This is a genomic window from Bacillus sp. JJ664 (genome assembly GCF_036962205.1).
GTDB lineage: Bacteria > Bacillota > Bacilli > Bacillales > Bacillaceae_G > Gottfriedia.
Genome location: NZ_JBALMS010000005.1, coordinates 32993 through 56993, shown reverse-complemented (window position 1 = coordinate 56993; position 24001 = coordinate 32993). Strand labels below are relative to the sequence as shown.

Sequence of the window (24001 nt, the reverse complement as noted above, 5' to 3'; positions counted from 1 at the left end):
GTCGAAATGTTGTTAAAGTCGTTAGTTAGAGCGTAATCCATCAAATCTCCTTGTTAAATAGCACCTACTTTACGAAAACTTCAAAAAAACATTGATAATGATAATCATTACCCTTATAATTGAGAACGATTATTGTTATCATTTTATGGGGAATTTGTGTTAAAGGGAGAAGAAGAGGATGAAAAAAAATTTCAGGAAATTTATATTAACATTACATCTTATAAGTAGTTTAGTTTTTGGACTATTTATTATTACTGTATGTGCAACAGGTAGTGTATTAGTGTTTGACGACCAAATAGAGAAGACACTTAATCCACAATATTTTACACCGGCTAGTAGCGAAAGAAATGTTGGTATAAAAGAGGCTGAACAGATCTTCCGTCAAAATTACCAAGGTTACCAAATATCAAGGCTAGATGTTCCATCAAAAATATCAGATATCTATCATGCTAATCTGTCAAAAGGTGAAAAAGAGGTTGATGCTTATTTAGACCCGAGTAATGGTAAATTATTAGGTAATTACAATAAGGATGCATCATTCGTTTCTTTTGTTAAGGAACTTCACACTCATTTATTAATAGATGACATTGGGGAAATAATTATTGGCATTATTGCAATTGCACTTATTATCATTCTTATTACTGGTGTTTATTTATGGTATCCAGGTATAAAAAATTGTTCAAAAGCTTAAAGATTAGATGGAATAATAGTCAAATGGCACTTAACTTTTCTTTACATAATTTTATTGGAGTCATAACTTTGCCATTTTTACTTGTTGTTGCAGTAACAGGAATGTTATTTCCTTTCCAAGAGAAGATAGAAGAATCATTAAAGCTAAACTTTAAATCTAACTATCCAGAAGAGTTGAAATCGATTGATAAAGGTAAAGGACTTGTTGGTTTAGATAAAATTTCATCACAAATAAAAAAATTACATCCGGATGGCGAACTTTATAAAATGAGATTCCCATCTGATAAATCGGGTGTTATAGAAGTACAATTAAACGATGGCAGTTATGATCCAGAAGGTAAAGGAAACACATCGGAGTTTTTTGATCAATTTAGTGGAAAACATATAGGTACTTTTTCAAAACATACTGAAACTACATACGATAAGTTTTTTGTTTGGAGACAAAGTTTACATAGAGGTACATTTGGAGGACTTTTCACAAAAATCATTTACTCTTTAGTTGGAATTGCACCGCTTGGATTAGGTATTACAGGTGTAACGATGTGGGCATTGAAACGTAAAAACAAATCTAAAAAGTTTCAAAAATTGCAACAAACAGCATAACTTGGTGTTGGGCTTTAACCCAGTGTTTTAGAAAAAATAATAGACTTTATTTTACAAAAACCCGAATAGATTATTCGGGTTTTTTTATTTTTACCAAGTATCTAAATAAAAAAACTGAAAGAAAAGTTTTTATTTAGTAAAAAAAGCGATTTGTAGAAAGATAAAAATAGAAAAACACACAAAGTTAACGTTGACGTTAACGATAGGTTGGGAGTAATATAGAAAAGTGATGAATTTAAGGATTTAGTTTTTAGCGAAAGGGGGATTTAAATAATGCAATATAAAATTGATGATGTTGCCAAAGAGTGTGGATTAACAAAAAGAGCGATTCGATATTACGAAGAGATTGGATTGATTCCTCCGCCGGAAAGAAGTGAAGGTGGATTTCGTTTATACACAGATCAGCATATTGAGCGACTGAAACAAATTATGAATGTGCGTGATGTACTGGGGTTTTCATTGCAGGAGGTACAAGAATATATTTCAATAAGTGATACTTTTGAAGAACGACGTCTAGAATATCGAGCTGCAAAGGAAACATTGGATAATGAAAAAATAAGAGAAAAGCTGACTGAGATCGAACCTATTTTATCTAAGCAATTAAACATGATTGATGAAAAGCTTAGGAAGATGAACGATATCCGTAACAATATGAATGATATGTACCAGAAAATACTTAAAGCTTTAGAAAAATGATAAATATGGGGGATGGAGAAAGTTATGTCAAATTTGGCAAATAGTAAAAACCTAAAGACAGATTCGAAACAAAAATCTAGTCTTTTAGACCAACCAAAGGCAATATGGGCAGTAGGTTTTGCATGTATTATTGCTTTCATGGGAATAGGTTTAGTTGACCCAATTTTACCTGCAATTGCAGAAAAAATGCATGCTTCTCATAGTGACGTAACTTTATTGTTTACAAGTTACAACTTAGTAATGGCATTCGCTATGTTAATTACAGGATTTATTTCTTCTCGAATAGGAATAAAATGGACACTTCTTTTAGGAATTATCATTATTGCAGTTTTCGCAGGACTAGGTGGTAATTCAAATAGTATTTGGGAATTAGTTTGGTTACGTGGAGGATGGGGTTTAGGAAATGCTTTATTCGTAGCCACTGCATTATCGGCAATTGTTTCATTATCTAAGTCAGGTGTTGCACAATCAATTATTTTATACGAAACGGCAATTGGTCTTGGTATTTCTGTAGGACCTTTACTAGGCGGAGAACTTGGATCTATCTCTTGGAGAGGACCATTTTATGGCGTAGCATGCTTAATGATCATTGCATTTTTATTTCTTTCCATTATGATGCCAAAAACAAAAGTCACAAAAAATACTAAAAAAACATCGTTCCTTGATCCATTCCGTGCATTAAAACATAGATCACTTTTAACTTTAGGGATTACCGCATTTTTATATAATTTCGGCTTCTTTACACTTTTAGCATTCTCGCCTTTCTTTATGGGATTAGATGAACACGGTTTAGGTTATGTATTCTTAGGTTGGGGACTTTTACTAGCGATTACATCAGTATTTATGGCACCAAAACTACAACAGAAGTTTGGTACACTTAAATCGATGTATGCAATGTTAACGCTATTCGCCATTACATTAATCATAATGGGAATAGGAACTGAAACAAATAATGTTATCATTTTCTGTGTAATCATTGCAGGTGCATTTTTAGGTAATAACAATACACTAATCACAACAGCAGTTATGCAAGCAGCTCCAGTTGAAAGATCAACAGCATCAGCAGCATATAGCTTCCTACGTTTTATTGGTGGTGCAATTGCTCCTTATTTAGCTGGTAAACTGGCTGAGTGGTTCAATCCTCATGTTCCATTCTATGTAGGTGGATGTTTCGTTTTACTTTCAGTTTTCTTCCTATTTATGAATAAGAAACATTTAATTCATATCGATAAAGCTGAGTCAGCACATTAATTTCTAGTAAACTATATAGACTGTTTGCCGAACGCTTGATTTCTTCGGTGTTTCGTCTACTTGCGTTGCACATTACCTTCTCAGGTAACCTACGCTCCTCATCAGGCTTCACGCCTTGAATGACAAGCGTTTTGAATCAGTCTTACCATCTACATTTTTACACACAAAAAGGTATCTAAAAGATGCCTTTTTCTTATGTAACGAAATATAAAGTATATTTTTCAATATTTTTTCTTCACTATTTTATTTTTTTTATTAGATTATGCTAAAATGGGAAAAGATGATTTTTGGATGTGACTCGTTACGTTCAGTGGAAAAGGACGTGTAAAAGTGAAAGAACAGTTAGGAATTCCTGTTTCAATTGATTTTGAGACTTTGATTAAAGACCCAAGTGGACGTGAAAAGATCAGTTTTCAAGCAAATGGTCTATACTATAAAAAAGATGATCTTACATACTTATTATTTGATGAAAATCATGAGGACCGAAAAGTTAAAGCCACGATGAAGATCGGTAAGGGCGAAGTAACAATCATTCGAAATGGTGGTGTTACAATGCGCCATCTATACAAAGTCAATCAGACTACTGAAGGTACATTTTCAAATGAATTAGGTGTATTCTACACGAAAGCATATACTAAAAAATGTCAATTTCTAGTATCAGAAGGTCCATTAAAAGGCGTCCTTCAATTAGGATATAAGTTATTTGTTGGTGATGAAAATGCTGGTTCGTATAACATTACAGTATCAATAAAGGAGGCTACGACATGAATACTTTAGAACAAGTAAAAAGTCGTTTAAAAGATGAGATAGAAGCTGCAGTATTAAAAGCAGAATTAGCTACAGAGGATCAATTGCCACAAGTAGTTTTAGAGACACCAAAAGATAAGGCTCACGGTGACTTTTCAACAAATATGGCAATGCAATTAGCTCGAGTTGCTAAAAAAGCACCAAGAATGATTGCAGAAGAATTAATAAATGCTTTTGACCAAAGTAAAGCTAGTATTAAAAAAGTAGAAATTGCTGGACCAGGTTTTATTAACTTCTATATGGATAATAGTTATCTGACAGATTTAATACCGACGATCATTGAAGCGGGCCAAGATTATGGACAAACTACTTTTGGAAACGGTGAAAAGGTTTTAGTAGAGTTTGTTTCAGCAAACCCAACTGGTGATTTACATTTAGGACATGCTCGCGGTGCTGCATTTGGTGATTCTTTAAGTAATATTTTAAATAAAGCAGGCTATAGTGTTACACGTGAATACTATATTAATGATGCTGGAAACCAAATTAATAACCTTGCACTTTCTGTAGAAGCTCGTTACATGCAAGCACTTGGTATGGAAAAAGAAATGCCTGCAGATGGTTATCACGGTGCAGATATTATTGAAATTGGTAAAACACTTGCTGCTGAATTTGGCGATCGTTATGTAAATGAACCAGAAGAAGCTCGTTATAAATTTTTCCGTGAGTACGGTTTAAAGTTAGAAATGGAAAAATTACAACGTGACCTACGCAATTTCCGAGTAGAATTTGATGTTTGGTATTCAGAAACTTCATTATATGAAAATGGTAAAGTATTAGAGGCTCTTGCAGATTTAAAAGAACGTGGCGAAACATATGAAGAAGAAGGAGCAACTTGGTTCCGTTCTACTACATATGGTGATGATAAAGACCGTGTATTAATTAAAAGTGATGGTTCTTACACATATTTAACACCGGATATTGCTTATCACCGTGATAAATTAGGTCGTGGAGCGGATAAATTAATTGATATACTTGGAGCTGATCATCATGGTTATATTCCTCGTATGAAAGCAGCAATCCAAGCTTTAGGATATAATGCTGATACGCTTGAAGTTGAAATTATTCAAATGGTTCAGTTATACCAAGATGGTGAGAAAGTAAAAATGAGTAAACGTACAGGTAAGGCTGTTACGTTACGTGACTTAATGGAAGAAGTAGGCGTTGACGCAACTCGTTATTTCTTTGCAATGCGTGGTTGTGACTCACATCTAGACTTTGATATGGACTTAGCTGTATCAAAATCAAATGAAAATCCAGTGTACTACTCTCAATACGCACATGCTCGTGTGTGTAGTATCCTTCGCCAAGGTGAAGAAACGGGTATTGTTTTTGATGGTTCTGCTGATTATGGACTTGTATCATCTGAAAAAGAGTATGAGTTATTAAAGAAATTAGGAGAATTCCCTGCTGCTGTTTCTCATGCGGCATCAAAACGTTCTCCACATCATATTACAAACTATGTATTTGAATTAGCGGGTACGTTCCACAGCTTCTACAATGCAGAAAAAGTACTTGATGCAGAAAATGTTGATAAGTCTAAGGCGCGTCTTGCATTAATGAAAGCTGTTCAAGTAACACTTCAAAATGCATTAGCACTAGTAGGCGTAGCTGCTCCAGAAAAAATGTAAATTATAAATAGTAAATACCATGGACTTACATTGGTCCGTGGTATTTTTTTGGTATGACATTAAAACCAGAAGTTGTTTATAAAGGAAAATCCTAGAAATGTGTTTGCCTTACTCATTCTTAAACGTCAAAATACCACTAACAATCCTCTACGTGAATCCGCAGAAATAAACAATTTTTTTCATTAAATGACAAATATATTTATTTTTTTTTATTTTGACCCCCTTAAAATGAAAACTTCTTTCGAATGTTTATAGTGAGATAACTTAAAAGGGGAGAAAATTCATGAAAAAATTATTCGTACATACAACTGCAACAGCTTTATTATTATCACAATTGGGAATGGCACATACAGCACTAGCTGATACAAATGAAACAACATTACCAGTAGATGCATTAAAACAAGAAGATCCATCTTTAGTAAAAGGTGATTTCCTTTATTTTGTTAAAACAACTGTAGAAAAAATTCAACTTTTACTAACAACTAATAAAGTAAAAGAAGCTGAATTATTAGCAGAGTTTGCTGGAGAGCGTATTCATGAAGCACGCGTTTTAATTAAAGAAGGTAAAGAGGATTTAGCAAAAGAAACAATCAAAGAAGCTGTATCAAAAATGGAAATTGCTCAAAAAGAAGTTGATGTTGAGCTTCCTACTATGAATGACACAACGACAAACACGGATACTACAACGACAGGAACAGATACAACAACAAACACAGATACTGCAACGACAGGAACAGAAACAACAACAAGCACAGAAACAACAACAAGCACAGAAACAACAACAGAAGATAAAGAAACAACAACAGAAGATAAAGAAACAACTACAGAAGACGAAAAGTCTGAAGCAGAAAAAGAAACAAAAAAACTAACAAAAGAACAAAAAGAAATCGCTAAAATCCAACATCACTTAAATAATAACTTACTAGTTTTAGCGAATGTCTTAGACCAAGTTAAAAATCCTAAAGCTAAAGCTGCAATCGCTAATAATATCGAAAAAAGCTTTAATAAAATTGCTGATAAGTTAGAAAAGTTAATGAGAAACTCAGATGGCAATGAATCAGTATTAACACCGGTAATCGAAATTAAATATCCAGAAAGCACTACTGATACTTCTAAAGAAACTACACCAGAAGTAATTACAACAATTACAAAAATTGAAGATGTAGAAGAGCAAGAAGACATGGATACAAATAAAGTTATTGAAGAAGAAAAAACAGTAGAAGAAAATGATGAAGTTGCAGTTGTACCGACAACTACTAAAAAAGAGCATCCTAATGCTGAGAAAAAAGCTTTAAAATTAGTAGAAAAAGAAGAGAAACGAGTTAAGAAAGAAGAGAAACGCGCAGCTAAACGTACGGAAAAAGAAGAAAAACGTGCAGCAAAAAAAGTTGAAAAAGAAGAAAAGCAAAACGAAAAACACGGAAATACAGCACACCATGAGAATCACGGGAAACACCAAGAGAAAGAAAATGGTGGTCATCACGGTAAAGATAACAAAAAAGACAATAAGTAATTAATTACCATTAACCTTTCTATAAAAATCACATGAAACATTATTAAAGATACGATATGCTTTAGTAATGAGGTTCATTAAAACGGTGCCTTACTCATTCATTTATTTTCATGAATGAGTGGCGCCTTATGTTTTGATAACCAATCCAGGAATTTATTGAGAGGAGATGTGGTCTTGTTACTAGCAATTTTTCAGACGCTATATAAACGAAAAGAAAAAATTGAAGATATTGTTTTAACAATCCAACAATCTTCTTCAAAAGAGCTAGATGATTTTATCGTTCAATATGAACCATTTATTTTGAATACTACTTCTACAATTTGTGGGAGATATATTACTAAGCAGGATGATGAATATAGTATTGGCTTACATGCTTTTCATGAGGCGATCAATTTGTACTCCTATAAAAAAGGAGCATCATTTTTATCATTTGCTAAGCTAATCATTAAAAGAGAGTTGATAGATTACTTTAGAAAAGAATCTAGGCATCAACATGTTACATTAACGCAACCTGAATCTGATGAACTACATAATGAATATGACCATCATGCATATGATTCATATATTAAGAATTTTGATGAATTAAATCGCAAAGAAGAGATTATTCACTTTAATGAAATGCTAAACCAATTCGGGATATCCCTAGATAGTTTAGTAGATGTTTCACCTAAACATGAAGATACGAGAGAGCATATATTCTCAGTTGTTGAAATCATTACTTCTGATGAAGAAATGCTAACCTTATTATATAAAAAGAAAAAACTACCTATGAATTTACTAGCAAGTAAAGTCGAACTTAGCCGTAAAACGCTCGAGAAACATAGAAAGTTTATTATTGCCATGTGCATCATTGCAGCGAATGATTATATTTATTTACAAAGTTATTTAAAAAGGGGGGACTGAAGATGAACAAAGGAATCGTTTTAAAAATAAATTCTCATTCTGTTATTGTGCTTACACCAGATGGGGAATATTTAAAATGTAAAAAATTATTGTCTTCATATACAATTGGTGAAGAAATTCAGTTCCCTAACTATGCAGTCGTCGTAAATAATAAAGTGAAAAAATTTATTCCTAAATTAGTCCCTGTTATGATTGCTAGTGCTCTAATTTTAATGTCTTTTGTACTTGTAGATTTTAATAAAAAAAGAGTACTAGCTGCAGGTTATGTAAATATTGAATCTAAAGCAAAAGTTTCATTGATTCTAGATAAGCAATTAAAAGTTATTGCCTTGAAAGCAAAAAATGATCAAGGGAAAAAGATCATTGCGGAGTTAAAGGGCTGGGAAAAAGAGCCAGTAAAAGATGTTACTGAGAAACTGATGGTTGAATTAGAGGAAAATGAAATCATACAGCATGATGAAAAGGTTTCGATTTCAGGTTCAATGGATAAGAAATTTAGTAATGAGCAAAAGAAATTGAATAAAGAAATAAATCATATCAAGCAAAGCAATGCTCATTTTGAAAATGAACAACCAGTTAAAGAAGAACAAAAAAATAAAGATGCGAAAAATAAAAAAGATAAGAAGAACGGTGTAAGCAAACAACCAAGTAATAAGTTTAATACGATAAAAAATGAATCAAAAAATGATTCAAAAACCGTAGTGAAACAAGTGAATCAAAAGGGTAATAAAAATAAAGAGAATAACAATCATTCAAATTCAGGTAGTGGGTCTAATAAAAATCATCAAGAAAACAAAGAGCATCAAGAAAATAAGCATAACCATGATGATCATAAGAAAGACCCTTCAAAAAAAAACAAGAAAAATGATAATAGAGGGCATCAAATAGGCAAAGGGAATCATCATTCAAATAATCGTAAACAAGATGATTACAATAACCATCAAAATAACAGATATAACAAAGGCCATGATCGTGAACGAAATAAAAAATCGATATGATTGCAAAAGAAAACGCTAGGAAGGTATTCCAAGCGTTTTTTGCTTTTTAAATATTTATGTGTTCATGAAAGTATCTTTAACGAAAATTGGGTGCTTGTGGTCGTTTTAAACTTCAATAGTTCCTCCGTCAATTCGTTTGTAGCCTCGAATTTTTGATAAATCATCCATTAATTGTAGCAATGCAATATCCTTCTTTTTGGCTTCAATCATTATATCAATATCCTCGCCGATTGCTTTTGCTATATCAAAAAATGGTTTGATAAAATCGATATTGATTAAGTCGGAGTGAGCTCGAAACTCTTTTTCTGATTTTGGAGAAGAGATATGTATTTTAGGTGTTAAGCTAGTTGATTTCCAAGTATGATAAATTTTTGGTAATAAGCATTCTAAAGGCTCTTCACAGTTATTTGCTATGTGATGATGATAATCAAATACCAATGGGATATTTTCTTTAACACAGATCTCAAGCGTTTCAGCAGTAGTATATGTTTTATCGTCATTTTCAAGCGTCATTTGTTTCTTAATATGAGCAGGTAGTTTTTTTATATTTTCATAAAAACGATTGACCGCTAGCTCCTTATTTCCATAAGCACCACCAACATGAATGTTGATCACACTCTGATTAGCTATTCCCATAGCTTTTAGAACATTATAATGATATTCCATATCAATAACTGCATTATCACTAATATGTGGTTTATCACTTGTAAAAAGCGTAAATTGATTTGGGTGAAAGCTGACTCTTAATTGATGTTTTTTAATAAATTCCCCAATTTCTTTAAATTGGTCTTGAAAGATAGTAAGATAATCAAATTCAACTTCAGGATGAGTTGCTAATGGAACCATAGAAGATGACATTCTATATAAAGGGATTTGCTGGCTTACATTATAATGAAGTGCTCTAAAAGTATTTTTAATATTTTGGGTTGTAACATCTATTAATTTATCTAACCGTTCGTTCTCTTCCATTGCTTTATAACGTGTTAAAGTGAGCGTTTTTGCTGGTGAACAATTATATATAGATAATGCATGTGACACGTATCCAAAGCGAATTTTCATATTTTTCACCTCAAAATGTTTACATTAGTGGAGAAAGTAGTTTAGAAATCCACTTACGACATTTCCAAAAAAATGAAGTGTTCTTATAATGATCAATCGGAAATGTTTTCGTGTTTTCCAAATCTTTTATAAACATTTCTTTGATTTTTAAAATAAAGGGTTTACTTGAAAAAATACAACTCCACTCATCGTTAATGCATAAGCTCCTACGATCGAAATTCACTGAACCAACGTCACATATACAATCATCAATTAATAAAACTTTGGCATGGAAAAAGCCTTTTTGATAATGAAAAACTTTACCTCCACCCTCTAAAATGAGCAAAAGATGAGGAAATGAAGCTTCTTTTACAAGTCTGTGGTCTTCTTTTTCAGGAACCATGACACAAATATCGACACCACGATTAAGTGCTGCTAGCAATGCATTCATTAACTTCTTAGTTGGGATAAAATACGGAGTTCCAATATAAATATGCTTTTCGGCATTTTCTATTAGTTCCTTGTAAAGTAATTCTATACGAGTAAAATCTGAAGAGTAGAAATGGTGTTCTGTATCCCCTTTAATCACTTCATTCGATACTTCAAATGGAAAGTAATTTCCGCCACTCCTAACCCAATCGATTAAAAATTGAGCGTGGAGGTCTCTAACACCCTCACCAATCATGCGGATATGATAATCTCTCCAATAACCTAATTCTTCGTCGAATCCTATATATTCTTTACCAATATTAAAGCCACCAAAGTATCCTACTTTAGAATCGATCACTGTAATTTTCCGATGATTACGGTGTTGTAATCGATAAAATGTATATGGAAAGCCTGCACGTCGATTAAAAAGAAATTCTACGCCGTTTTCCTTTAATTCCTTAATTCTTTTTCGTTTGAGACCGAAGCTACCAATCCAATCCACCAACAGTTTAACTTGGCAGCCTTCCTGCGCTTTTTGTTCAAGTAAAGAGAGGAATTGTTCACTAGTATCATCATTTCGGACAATGTAAAATAGCATCGTTATACTTGATGTTGCTTCTTTAATGTCATCGAGAAGGTGTTTGTAAAGGACATTTCCATCAGTAATTAATTTTGTATGACTGTCCCTTGTAATAAATGGACATGGTTTCTCACGTTTATGAAAAGCTTTGTAGCCAAAATAAAGGTCTAGACCAGCAAGGAGTATAAGCAATAGCAGTGCTATGATAATACAAATAAAAAGAAACATATGATTAAACTCCTTTATCTTGTACGTGTTGATAGTATGACCATTTAAAAAGCGAAATATGAAAAAGGGCTCATTTATCATGAAAAACTATTGACTGAATACTCATTCATTATATAATAATAGTATATATTGTCAGAATATTAGTATGGTTATAAATTTTTAAAAAGTAAGCGTTTTATTTATAACCTAATTTGGGGGAGGAATACATCATGGATCACGCTCTATATTATTTAAATGCGTTAGGGTTTGTAGCCATCACTGGTTATGCACTATATTTATTCGTTTACCTAATTACAACTAGATTAGCTTACATTAGACTTGGAAAAAAAGAAGAGTTCGAACAAAATTTCAAAGAACGTTTCGGGAAAATTTGGGTAAATGTATTTGGGCAAAAAAAGCTCCTTAAAGATAAAAAAAGTGGAATTATTCACGTTTTGTTCTTTTATGGATTTATTTTAGTTCAAGCTGGGGCACTTGATTTTATTTTAAGAGGGCTAATTCCGGGAGTTCATTTGCCACTTGGTCCTTTATATGGTGCATTTACGTTTTTTCAAGAAATAGTTGCCTTGTTAATTTTAGTAGCAGTTATATGGGCATTCCATAGAAGATATATTGAAAAACTAGTCCGACTTAAAAGAGGATGGAAAAATGGTTTAGTATTAATCTTTATCGGTTTATTAATGGTATCTACATTGTTTGGCAATGGGATGGGGTTAATTTGGGATGGAGAAGGTGCTACATTACATGAACCAATCGCTTCTGTAATCGCGACAATCTTTGGTGGTATTAACGAACCATTAGCGATCTCATTCTTTTATGTTGCATGGTGGATCCATTTAATCACGCTTTTAACATTCTTAGTGTACGTACCACAGTCAAAGCATGCGCATTTAATTGCTGGTCCTGCAAATGTATTTTTTAACCGTTTATCTAAACCTGGAAAACTTGAGAAAATTGATTTCGAAGATGAAACTCAAGAGACATTTGGTGTAGGTAAAATTAGTGACTTCCGTCAATCTCAACTAATTGATTTATATGCATGTGTAGAATGTGGACGTTGTACAAATGTTTGTCCTGCAACAGGGACAGGGAAAATGTTATCTCCGATGGATTTAATATTAAAATTAAGAAATCATCTAACAGAAACAGGGGCTATTGTCACTTCACGTGCTCCGTGGGTTCCAACTGTTGCCTTCTCGAATACAAAAGGAAATCAATTAGCATTTGCAGCTGCTGGCAAAGGACAACAAGAATCAGCTGCGACTTTGGTAGACTATAATCCAAGTCTAATTGGAGATGTCATTACAGAAGAAGAAATCTGGGCATGTACTACTTGCCGCAACTGTGAGGATCAGTGTCCGGTAATGAACGAACATGTTGATAAAATTATTGATTTACGCCGCTATCTTGTTCTAACTGAAGGGAAAATGCAACCTGATGCTCAGCGTGCTATGACGAATATTGAACGTCAAGGTAACCCTTGGGGATTAAATCGTAAGGACCGCGAGAACTGGAGAGAGCTAGATGAAAGTATCCACATTCCTACAGTAAAAGAAGCTCAAAAAGCGGGCGAAGAAATCGAATATTTATTCTGGGTTGGATCAATGGGTTCATATGATAACCGCAGTCAAAAGATTGCTTTAGCCTTTGCGAAGTTAATGAATGAAGCGGGCATTAAATTTGCGATATTAGGAAATAAAGAAAAGAATTCTGGTGATACACCAAGACGATTAGGTCAAGAGTTCTTGTTCCAAGAACTTGCAAATAATAATATTGCTGAAATTGAAAAAGCGGGAGTAACTAAATTAGTAACGATCGACCCTCATGCTTATAACACATTTAAAAATGAGTATCCTGATTTTGGTTTATCTGTAGAGGTATATCACCACACTGAATTATTATCTCTATGGGTAAAAGAGGGGAAATTAAAACCATTACATCATGTTAACCAAGTCATCACTTACCATGATTCATGCTATTTAGGTCGATATAATGAAGTATATGAAGCGCCTAGAGATATCTTGCGAGCTATACCGGGAGTAACATTGGTTGAAATGGAACGTAAACGTGAAACGGGCATGTGCTGTGGTGCAGGTGGCGGATTAATGTGGATGGAAGAGCATGTTGGAAATCGAATCAATGTAACACGAACAGAACAAGCACTAGCAGTAAGTCCGAATGTGATTGGAACGGGTTGTCCGTATTGCTTAACAATGTTATCTGATGGAACAAAAGCGAAAGAAGTGGAAGAGAAGGTTCAAACACTTGATGTTGCTGAACTATTAGAGCTATCTATATTTGGTTCGAAACAGACGCAAGCCTCTTAAGAATGTTCTAAAGTAATTCTATAAAACATAAAATATCAATGGAATGGTGTACAACTTGTACACCTTTTTCATTGTTAAAAAGATGATTATTTAAAGGATTATGACAAATGAAGATTGAAATAGATAAAAATCTAAGGGGGTAGATTGATATGAGTAAAACAGTTATTGTCAGTGCAGTTCGTACACCAATCGGTCGTTTTGGAGGGAGGTTAAAAGGTTTTAGTGCATCTGATTTAGGAGCATTTGCTATAAAAGCAGCATTAAACGAAGTAAACCACCCATTTTCATCAATAGATGATGTCGTAATGGGAAGTGTTTTACAGGGTGGACAAGGCCAATTACCTTCAAGGCAGGCTTTACGTAAAGCAGGTTTACCATGGGAAACAAGAACAGAAACAATTAACAAGGTATGTGCGTCAGGTATGCGAAGTGTAATGCTGTCAGATTTACTCATTCGTTCCGGAGAGAGTAAACGTGTTATAGCGGGTGGAATGGAGTCGATGAGTAATACGCCATTTTATCAATCAACATTAAGATGGGGAAATAAATTAGGTAACGCTGAATTAAAAGATGGCGTTTTGTATGATGGACTCACTTGCTCTTTTACAGGTGTTCATATGGGTACATATGGTAATCATGTTGCAAAAATCGAAGACATTTCTCGTCAGCAGCAAGATGAATGGGCATTAAGAAGTCATTTATCTGCTGTAAATGCGATCAATACTGGTAAATTCAAAGAAGAAATTGCTTCTGTGGAATTAAAAGATAGAAAAGGCGTTATCACTAAAGTAGAGGTTGATGAATGTCCTAGAGAAGATACATCAATTGAAAAATTAGCACAGCTTTCTCCTGCTTTTGATCGTGATGGCACAATAACAGCAGGAAATGCGCCTGGTATTAATGATGGGGCATCTGCTCTATTATTAATGAGCGAAGATGAAGCTAAATTAAACAACTACAAGCCTTTAGCTAAAATTCTTGCTACAGAATCAATAGCAGTTGAAGCACAGGATTTTCCGAGAACGCCAGGTTATGTTATTCAAAAACTACTTCAAAAGACAAATAAAAAAGTTTCTGATATAAGCTTATTTGAAATCAATGAAGCTTTCGCTGCTGTTGTATTAGCAAGTGCAAAGATTGCTGACTTACCACTAGATAAAATTAATATAAATGGTGGAGCGATCGCGCTTGGTCACCCAATTGGTTCAAGTGGAGCTAGAATTATTGTAACGCTCATACACGCATTAAAGGCACAAGGCGGCGGACTTGGTATCGCAGCAATCTGTAGCGGTGGTGGGCAAGGCGACGCAGTGTTAATAGAGGTTTAGATGGCCTAAAGACATATGGTTAGAAAAGAACAGGGGAACGGGATTAGTTTTTTATAGACTAATCCTAACTTCTTTCTCTTTTCGAACCTTTTTTATTTTTTAATTTTTCAAAATTCTACAAAAAATAACAAGGAATTTTGAAGTTTTTGTAGAATTATTTAATATGTAGACTGCATATGAAAGCAGATTTCAAACAATTATGGTAACGCTTACAAATTTCGACGATATTCTTGTAATATTGGGCTAGTTAAAGTACTGAAATAAGGAAAAAAGGTAAGAGATTGCTGTATAGAAGAAGGACTTATGTCTTTTTCTAATTCTTAAAATCTTTTCCCCTTAACCCTACCCTATTAATGATAATGGAGGAAGAAAAGTATGCAATTTCGTCTAAGTGAAGAACATGAAATGATCCGAAAAATGGTAAGGGATTTTGCGAAAAATGAGGTTGCACCTTCTGCAGCTGAACGTGATGAGCATGAAAAGTTTGACCGAGGTATTTTTAATCAAATGGCAGAGCTTGGATTAACAGGAATTCCATTTCCAGAAGAGTATGGTGGAATCGGTAGTGACTATTTAGCATATGTTATTGCAGTTGAGGAACTGTCTAGAGTATGTGCTTCTACAGGTGTAACACTATCTGCACATACATCTTTAGCAAGCTGGCCTATTTATAAATTTGGAACTGAAGAACAAAAACAAAAATATTTAAAACCGCTAGCACAAGGTACAAAAATTGGTGCCTATGGTTTAACAGAACCAGGATCAGGTTCAGATGCTGGTGGAATGAGAACAACTGCCCGAAAAGAAGGAAATGAATATATACTAAATGGTTCGAAAATTTTCATTACAAATGGTGGAGAAGCAGAGATTTATGTAGTATTCGCAATTACAGATCCTACGAATAAACATGGAGTATCGGCATTTATCGTGGAAAGTGATTCACCAGGTTTTTCAGTTGGGAAGAAGGAAAGTAAATTAGGAATTCGTTCATCTCCGACAACAGAAATTATGTTTGAAGACTGCCGTATTCCAGTGGAAAATCTATTAGGTGAAGAAGGGCAAGGCTTTAAGGTTGCCATGCAAACACTTGATGGAGGAAGAAATGGGATTGCAGCTCAGGCTGTTGGTATTGCACAAGGTGCATTAGATGCATCAGTTGACTACGCAAAAGAACGCGTACAATTTGGTAAGCCAATTATTACTCAACAAGGTATTGGATTTAAACTTGCGGATATGGCGACTGGTGTAGAAGCTGCGCGTCTATTAACCTACCAAGCTGCTTGGTTAGAGTCAAACGGGCTTCCATATGGTAAAGAGTCTGCTATGTCGAAGTTATTTGCTGGAGATACGGCAATGAAAGTGACAACTGAAGCAGTCCAAGTATTCGGTGGATATGGTTATACGAAAGATTATCCTGTGGAGCGTTTCATGCGCGACGCGAAAATTACACAGATCTATGAAGGTACTCAAGAAATTCAAAAGCTAGTAATCTCTAGAATGCTATAAACGTGATAAGATTCTAAATTCTTTTATGTAGTACAAAAGGCAAAACTAACTTGGTATGAGGGATGAAAAGCCTTTTACCAAGTTTTCTTTCTGAATGAGGTAATGATAATAACGGAGGCTGATTAGTATGGTAGAAAAGTATCAAGCTAAATATAAGATTCGTTTTGTAACTGCATCAAGCTTATTTGACGGCCATGATGTTTCCATCAATATGATAAGAAGATTATTGCAGGAAAATGGTGTTGAGGTTATTCATCTAGGACATAATCGTTCGGTTGAAGAAATTATTAATGCGGCAATTCAAGAAGATGTACAAGGTATCTCTATTTCATCTTACCAAGGTGGACATATGGAATACTTTAAATATATGTATGACTTACTACAAGAAAGAGGTGCTTCACACATCAAATTATTTGGTGGAGGTGGAGGCGTTATTCTTCCTCGTGAGCAAGAAGAGTTAGAAGCATACGGTATAACAAAAATTTATTCTCCTGAAGATGGGCGAACAATGGGACTTCAAGGCATGATTAATCACATGCTACAAAGTACGGACTTTCTTCCTCCTCTAAAGGATATTGAAAATGTGCAGCAAATTACAGCTTCAAATCATAAGGAAATTGCTAGATTCATAACTTTAGCTGAAAACAAAGGGTCTCTGGATTCAAGTTTAGAAATGGCTGCTACATTAGAAAAATCAGAAGTTAACAATAGTGTCGTAATTGGTATGACAGGAACTGGTGGCGCAGGAAAAAGTTCATTAACAGATGAATTAGTTCGCCGTTTTATCCAAGAGTTCCCCGAAAAGACAATTGGTATCGTTTCAATCGATCCGACAAAGCGTAAAACAGGTGGAGCATTACTTGGAGATCGTATTCGAATGAATGCAATCCATCATCCTAATGTTTATATGAGAAGCTTAGCAACAAGAAATAGTCAGTCGGAGATCTCAAATGCTCTTGGAGACTCGTTAGCCATTTTAAAATCAGCAAACTTTGATGTTATTTTTGTTGAAACTAGTGGGATCGGTCAAGGGGATGCTGCAATCACTCAATTTAGTGACATTCATTTATATGTAATGACAAGTGAGTTTGGAGCGCCTTCACAATTAGAAAAAATCGATATGATTGATTTTGCAGATTTAATAGCTATTAATAAATTCGAACGACAAGGTTCTGAGGATGCGTTACGTTTAGTTCAAAAACAATATCAACGTAGTCGTCACTTATTCCATGATGATTTAGATACAATGCCTGTGTATGGAACAATTGCAAGTCAGTTTAATGATGCAGGAACGAACAACTTATTTTTAGCATTAACAGGTGAGATTGAGAAGAAAGCAAATAAGCAATGGAAAACAACATATATTCAACCTGGAAATGTTGAAAAACAACATGTCATTATCCCAAGTAAACGTCGCTTTTATTTAAGGGAAATCTCTGAAACAGTAAGGAATTACCATCAAAATGCTGAGGTAGAAGCAATTAAAGCTTCTAAGCTATATCAAATTGAAGGAACATTAAATGAAATAGAGTCGTTGAATGTTGAAGATGGGAAAGGAACTTTAGTAGAGTTAAAACAGAAATTTGAAGACTCGCTAGCACCGTCATCAAAACAAGCATTAAGCCATTTTAAACAAATTAAAGAAGCCTATTCTCAAGATCAATTGGTACAAAAAATTAGAGATAAAGAAATAAAAGTTGAATTAACAACTAAGACTTTATCTGGAACGAAAATACCAAAAATATCTGTTCCTACTTATCGTGATTATGGTGATTTATTAAGATGGGTGGCAAAAGAAAACGTTCCTGGCTATTTCCCATTTACTGCAGGCGTATTCCCATTTAAACGTCAAGATGAAGATCCAAAGAGACAATTTGCGGGAGAAGGACCGCCAAGTCGAACGAATAAACGCTTCCACTATTTATGTGAAAATGATCCTGCAAAACGTCTAAGTACAGCATTTGACTCGGTTACGCTATACGGAGAGGATCCTGCAACACGCCCAGATATTTTTGGGAAGATTGGTGAAAGTGGCGTTAGCGTATGTACATTAGATAATATGATTGAATTATATAAAGGCTTTGATTTATGTAATCCTATGACTTCTGTGTCGATGACGATTAATGGTCCTGCACCAATTATCTTAGCAATGTTTTTAAATACTGCTATTCATCAACAAGTTGAAATAAAAGAAAAGGAACTTGGGCGAATTTTAACTGTTGAGGAATTTACAGAAGTAAAAGTAACAACATTACAAAAAGTTCGTGGAACAGTTCAAGCTGACATTCTGAAAGAAGACCAAGGTCAAAATACTTGTATTTTCTCTACAGAATTTGCATTAAAAATGATGGGCGACATTCAGCAATATTTTATTGACCATAATGTTCGTAATTACTACTCAGTATCAATTTCTGGGTATCATATTGCTGAAGCTGGAGCAAATCCAATATCACAGCTAGCATTTACTTTATCTAATGGATTTACTTATGTTGAATATTACTTAAGTCGTGGGATGAAAATCGATGACTTTGCACATAACCTATCATTCTTCTTTAGTAATGGATTAGATGCAGAGTATTCGGTAATTGGAAGAGTTGCGCGCCGTATTTGGGCAGTTGCGATGAAGGAAAAGTATGGTGCTTCTGAGAGAAGCCAGAAACTTAAATATCATGTTCAAACATCAGGGCGCTCACTACATGCCCAAGAAATGGCGTTTAATGATATTCGAACGACATTACAAGCTTTAATGGCTTTATATGATAACTGTAACTCGCTGCATACAAACGCATACGATGAGGCTGTTACGACGCCTACAGAAGAGTCTGTTCGACGTGCGATGGCAATCCAGCTTATTATTCAAAAAGAAAATGGATTGTCAAAAAATGAGAATCCAATCCAAGGTTCATTTATTATTGAACAACTAACTGACTTGGTAGAGGAAGCAGTTTTAAAAGAGTTTGAAAGAATTAGTGACCGTGGTGGTGTACTAGGTGCGATGGAGCTTCAATATCAGCGTGGAAAGATTCAAGAAGAATCTCTATACTATGAAACATTAAAGCATAATGGTGAACTTCCAATTATTGGTGTTAACTCATATATCAATCCGAATGAACAAATGGATTCTATTAATTCAATGGAGATTGCTAGAGCTAGTTATGATGAAAAGCAATCACAGATTGATCATGTAGCTGATTTCCAAACAAAACATGGATCGGAAGCAAAAGTTGCATTAGAGCGTTTAAAGCAAGTAGCACGTCAAAATGGAAATTTATTTGAAGAGTTAATGAATACTGTTAGAGTTGCTAGTTTAGGTCAAATTACGCAAGCGTTGTATGAAGTTGGCGGACAGTATAGAAGAAATATGTAAAAGCTTATTCATTAAATGGGCGTCTTTTGACGCTCATTTATCATTTTTTCATTAAAATATAGTGTAATATTGAAAAATATAGTCTAGGTGCTAGCATATTTAATAGACTTTTGTTTATAATGAAAGATATGTATTTTATAACTAACAAGTAAAATTTATACATAATGTGTTTAATTTACGTTGAAAATATTATTTTTAAAGGAGTGCTTACCTTTGAGTTTAAAGCAATACTCGGAAGAGCAATTAAAAGAATTATCGTTAATTGAGTTATCATATGAATTATTCTCTGAAACAAAAGAACCTTTTTCTTTTTATGATTTAGTAGACCGCATGGCATCAGAATTAGGTGTAACAAGAGACGAGCTTTTAGAAAAGCTTCCTCAATTTTATACTGAATTAAACATTGATGGTCGTTTTGTATGTTTAGGTGAAACTCGTTGGGGCCTACGTGCTTGGTATCCGTATGATCAAGCTGAAGAGGAAGTATTACCAGTTGCTAAACCTAAGAAGAAACGTGCTAAAAAGTTTGAAGAAGATGATGATTTTGCTGAATATGAATCTGCAGATGAAGATGATTTTGAAGAAGATGAAGATCTAGTTGAATTAGATGAATTAGATGATGATCTTGTTGATGATGTTGTCGATGAGTTTGATGACGAAGAAATCGAAGAAGATGAAGATCTAGATTTAGAAGACGAAGAGTTAGATTTAGAAGATGAAGACGACGAGGAATTAGAAGAACTTGATGAAGAGGAAGAACGATAAGTTCTTGACTTTTAGATAGTGAATAAGTACAATTCTTATTGGGCTCTTTAAAAAAGAACGAAATATATTTGACGCTCCCTATATTATATAGGGGGCGTCTTTATTTTTTTAATGAGAAACTTGATGTATCAACCTTTTATGGATGGTTTGTTTTGTTGTTTTAAAATAGATAAATCATGTTAACTTGCATGAAACAATCCTATTTTGGACGACAATAAAGCATACATAAAATTATGTTATTAATTAAATTTTTATAAATTTAGCTTTGTATTTCTACTAAAGAAAAATAAAATTACGAATGCTAAAAAAATGAAAGGGGCTCAATTATGACAAAGTATATTTTCGTAACAGGTGGCGTAGTTTCTTCTCTTGGAAAAGGGATTGTTGCAGCATCTTTAGGAAGACTATTAAAAAACAGAGGATTAAATGTAACGATTCAAAAGTTTGATCCGTATATCAACTTAGATCCAGGAACAATGAGTCCTTATCAACATGGTGAAGTTTTCGTAACGGATGATGGAGCGGAAACAGATTTAGATTTAGGTCACTATGAACGTTTTGTTGATATCAATGTAACTAAATTTAATAATGTTACGTGCGGTAAAGTGTATTCTACAGTACTACAAAAAGAACGCCGTGGAGATTATTTAGGAGGAACAGTACAAGTTATTCCTCATATTACAAATGAAATTAAAGATAAAGTTTTCCGTGCAGGTCGCGAAACAAATGCTGATGTTGTCATTACTGAGATTGGTGGAACAGTAGGTGACATCGAATCATTACCTTTCATCGAGGCAATTCGTCAAATTAAAGGTGATGTTGGTCGTGACAATGTAATGTATGTTCACTGTACGCTTCTTCCATATATTAAGGCAGCTGGTGAATTAAAAACGAAACCAACACAACATAGTGTAAAAGAACTTCGTAGCATTGGTATCCAACCAAATGTGATCGTATTACGTTCTGAGACATCAGTACCACAAGAAATGAAGGATAAAATCGCTCAATTCTGTGATGTTGATGCTAAAGATGTAATTGAATGTGTCGATGCAGATACACTTTATGAAATTCCATTAGCGTTACAAGCTCAAGGTTTAGATGCTATCGCATGTAATCATTTAAAAATCAAAACAAATGAACCTGATATGACAGAATGGATTGCATTAGTAGATAAAGTGAAAAATCTAACTAAATCAACAAAAATTGCACTTGTTGGTAAATATGTAGAATTACAAGATGCTTACATTTCGGTTGCTGAAGCATTAAAACATGCTGGTTATTCTTTTGACAGTGAAATTGAAATTAAATGGATTAACGCTGAAGAAGTTACAACGACTAATGTTAGTGATCTATTAAGTGATGTTGATGGAATCCTTGTACCAGGTGGTTTTGGTGATCGAGGAGTAGAAGGTAAAATACTAACTGCTCAATTTGCTCGAGAAAACAATGTACCATTCTTAGGAATTTGTTTAGGAATGCAAATTGCATCTATTGAATATGCTCGTAATGTACTAGGCATGAACGGTGCACATTCTGCTGAAATCGACCCAACAACAAACTTCCCAATCATTGATCTTTTACCTGAGCAAAAGGATGTTGAAGACTTAGGTGGAACATTACGTTTAGGTTTATATCCATGTAAACTTATAGAAGGTACTAAGGCGTATGAGGCTTATGGTGATGAAGTTGTATACGAACGTCATCGTCATCGTTATGAGTTTAACAATGAATATCGTCAACAAATGGAACAAGCAGGATTTGTATTCTCAGGTACTAGTCCTGATGGTCGTTTAGTTGAAATTATTGAGTTACCAAACCATCCTTGGTTTGTGGCATCTCAATTCCACCCGGAATTTATTTCACGTCCAAATAGACCACAACCATTATTTAGAGACTTCGTTGGAGCTTCTTTAAATAATAAAAAATAATCATATTAATGAAACACCCAACACATTGATTTGTGTTGGGTGTTTTTTAATTAATCAAAATCTGCCATTATTTCATTGATTGTTAAAAGTAGACAATGATAAATAAATAATCCTGTTAATAAAGTCGGTAAACCAATACGGTCGCCTTCTTCAGTAGGTACTAATTTACGAGTTAGTTCATAGTTAATAAAAATATCAGCTAGATCTGATAATGAATCATTTTCAATCACTGTAGAAACGACAACAAAGCCAATTCCGTTTTTGATTAGTGTATTTGCAATTTGAATCACTTCTTCATCATCTGCTTGCTTTGCGAATAGGAGGACACGATCGACTGAAGATAATGATCTTATCTGCCCTTCTTCAAATAAAGGCTCAAAGGATTGAGGTGTATCTTCTCCATATTTGATTTCAGAAACAATTCCTGAAAATTCTTTTGCACCGTGTACATATACTTTTCCTTCACCAACAATTGCTTGTGCTAGAAAGCGAGAAGCATCTTCGAATACTTCTTCTTGCTTTAATATCTTTTGAAAAACACCATTTAGTTGTGTTGTAAAAATTTTTAACATTTTGTGTACTCCCTCTTAAAAAAGTATGTGCTAACCATTATACTGTAAAGTAGATAGTGAATTAAATCATTCAGAAAGTAATAATTTATAAAAATTACAAAAAGATGCAGGAAAATAGGACTTCTAAAGAGAATGTAAAAATTTAGGGGAATTTGTATTTTTTGCATGTAGTCAGATCTGGTTAAGAGAGGTGGTACTAATTTTGGGAAGCAAGTTATTAATTGTAGATGATCAGTACGGAATTCGTTTACTACTACATGAGATTTTCAAAAAAGAAGGTTACGAAGTTTTTCAGGCTGCCAACGGTTTTCAAGCAATCGATATTGTTATTAAAGATTGTCCCGACTTAGTAATTCTTGATATGAAAATACCAGGCATGGACGGAGTAGAAATATTAAAACGAATTAAAGAGATTAACAAAGAGATTAAAGTTATTTTAATGACAGCTTATGGTGAGTTAGACATTATTGAAGAAGCTAAAAAATTAGGAGCACTTCGATATTTTCCGAAACCATTTGATATTGATGAAATTAAAAAAGTGGTTAGAGAACATACTTCTCAACCTCAATCTCTTCAATAACACTAGCAGATGGCAAAAGACCATCTGTTTTTTATTTACACTGCGCGTTTTGAAAGCGTTTTCGGAAATAGCGTAAAAAAACGATCTATATGATAGAAAATTGTCTAAAATGTTAAGATAATACGAACATTAATGGATAACTGTTGTATTTTCGTATCATTTTTTGTATTCTTAGTAAGTGATAGAGGTACCTAATAATATACATAATAAAGAACAATTTGTTGCAATCTATTCTTGTTAGTACGATTATGGGTACAAAATTTA

The 24001-nt window shown here is 33.9% G+C and carries 17 protein-coding genes and 1 pseudogene; 15 read left to right on the top strand and 3 right to left on the bottom strand.

All coding sequences use genetic code 11. The annotated features are described in order from the left end of the window. Positions 1-178: 178 nt before the first annotated feature. From V7056_RS00855 to V7056_RS00820, 8 genes and pseudogenes are all read left to right on the top strand, one after another. Positions 179-1293, top strand: a pseudogene (locus tag V7056_RS00855) (PepSY-associated TM helix domain-containing protein). Positions 1294-1566: 273 nt separating this feature from the next. Further along, entirely contained in the window at positions 1567-1989 is a 423-nt protein-coding gene (locus V7056_RS00850) for a MerR family transcriptional regulator (RefSeq protein ID WP_499698476.1), read from the top strand. 24 nt (positions 1990-2013) lie between these two features. Beyond that, positions 2014-3240, top strand: a complete 1227-nt coding sequence (locus V7056_RS00845; protein WP_499698475.1) for an MFS transporter — start codon at positions 2014-2016, stop codon at positions 3238-3240. 330 nt (positions 3241-3570) lie between these two features. Then, positions 3571-4008 carry a YwiB family protein gene (locus V7056_RS00840; protein WP_499698474.1) on the top strand — a complete coding sequence of 146 codons (438 nt, stop codon included), beginning with the start codon at positions 3571-3573 and terminating at the stop codon, positions 4006-4008. Then, complete coding sequence (gene argS / locus V7056_RS00835; protein WP_499698473.1) at positions 4005-5675, top strand: arginine--tRNA ligase; 1671 nt, start codon at positions 4005-4007, stop codon at positions 5673-5675. Before V7056_RS00840 ends, argS begins: the two co-directional genes overlap by 4 nt. 283 nt (positions 5676-5958) lie before the next feature. Next, on the top strand, positions 5959-7188 hold the full coding sequence (locus tag V7056_RS00830) for a DUF5667 domain-containing protein (RefSeq protein WP_499698472.1): 1230 nt from the start codon (positions 5959-5961) through the stop codon (positions 7186-7188). A 174-nt stretch (positions 7189-7362) separates the two neighbouring features. Next, positions 7363-8091, top strand: a complete 729-nt coding sequence (sigI, locus tag V7056_RS00825; protein WP_499698471.1) for an RNA polymerase sigma-I factor — start codon at positions 7363-7365, stop codon at positions 8089-8091. 2 nt (positions 8092-8093) lie between these two features. Continuing rightward, entirely contained in the window at positions 8094-9089 is a 996-nt protein-coding gene (locus V7056_RS00820; RefSeq protein WP_499698470.1) for an anti-sigma factor domain-containing protein, read from the top strand. Positions 9090-9194: 105 nt separating this feature from the next. On the opposite strand, the gene uvsE is transcribed toward V7056_RS00820, so the two are convergent. Then, complete coding sequence (gene uvsE, locus V7056_RS00815) at positions 9195-10148, bottom strand: UV DNA damage repair endonuclease UvsE (protein ID WP_499698469.1); 954 nt, start codon at positions 10146-10148, stop codon at positions 9195-9197. A gap of 19 nt (positions 10149-10167) precedes the next feature. Next, positions 10168-11364 (bottom strand): cardiolipin synthase, encoded by a 1197-nt coding sequence (gene cls / locus V7056_RS00810; protein ID WP_499698468.1) that lies wholly within the window; start codon positions 11362-11364, stop codon positions 10168-10170. Positions 11365-11573: 209 nt separating this feature from the next. On the opposite strand from cls, the gene V7056_RS00805 reads away from it, so the two are divergent. From V7056_RS00805 to pyrG, 6 genes are all read left to right on the top strand, one after another. Continuing rightward, positions 11574-13691 (top strand): (Fe-S)-binding protein, encoded by a 2118-nt coding sequence (locus V7056_RS00805; protein WP_499698467.1) that lies wholly within the window; start codon positions 11574-11576, stop codon positions 13689-13691. A 149-nt stretch (positions 13692-13840) separates the two neighbouring features. Then, the gene (locus V7056_RS00800; RefSeq protein ID WP_499698466.1) at positions 13841-15019 is read left to right on the top strand and encodes an acetyl-CoA C-acetyltransferase; all 1179 of its coding nucleotides are present in this window, start codon (positions 13841-13843) and stop codon (positions 15017-15019) included. A 375-nt stretch (positions 15020-15394) separates the two neighbouring features. Next, positions 15395-16525 carry an acyl-CoA dehydrogenase gene (locus V7056_RS00795; RefSeq protein WP_499698465.1) on the top strand — a complete coding sequence of 377 codons (1131 nt, stop codon included), beginning with the start codon at positions 15395-15397 and terminating at the stop codon, positions 16523-16525. 127 nt (positions 16526-16652) lie between these two features. Further along, positions 16653-19892 carry a fused isobutyryl-CoA mutase/GTPase IcmF gene (icmF, locus tag V7056_RS00790; protein ID WP_499698464.1) on the top strand — a complete coding sequence of 1080 codons (3240 nt, stop codon included), beginning with the start codon at positions 16653-16655 and terminating at the stop codon, positions 19890-19892. A 213-nt stretch (positions 19893-20105) separates the two neighbouring features. Further along, on the top strand, positions 20106-20657 hold the full coding sequence (gene rpoE / locus V7056_RS00785) for a DNA-directed RNA polymerase subunit delta (protein ID WP_499698463.1): 552 nt from the start codon (positions 20106-20108) through the stop codon (positions 20655-20657). A gap of 326 nt (positions 20658-20983) precedes the next feature. After that, positions 20984-22585 carry a CTP synthase gene (pyrG, locus tag V7056_RS00780; RefSeq protein ID WP_499698462.1) on the top strand — a complete coding sequence of 534 codons (1602 nt, stop codon included), beginning with the start codon at positions 20984-20986 and terminating at the stop codon, positions 22583-22585. A 50-nt stretch (positions 22586-22635) separates the two neighbouring features. Here the strand turns inward: pyrG and V7056_RS00775 are convergent, their stop codons facing one another. After that, on the bottom strand, positions 22636-23157 hold the full coding sequence (locus V7056_RS00775) for a DUF2529 family protein (protein WP_499698461.1): 522 nt from the start codon (positions 23155-23157) through the stop codon (positions 22636-22638). Between the two features lie 202 nt (positions 23158-23359). Here V7056_RS00775 and V7056_RS00770 point away from each other — a divergent pair, with 202 nt between their 5' ends. After that, positions 23360-23737, top strand: a complete 378-nt coding sequence (locus tag V7056_RS00770; protein ID WP_499698460.1) for a response regulator — start codon at positions 23360-23362, stop codon at positions 23735-23737. Positions 23738-24001: the final 264 nt, after the last annotated feature.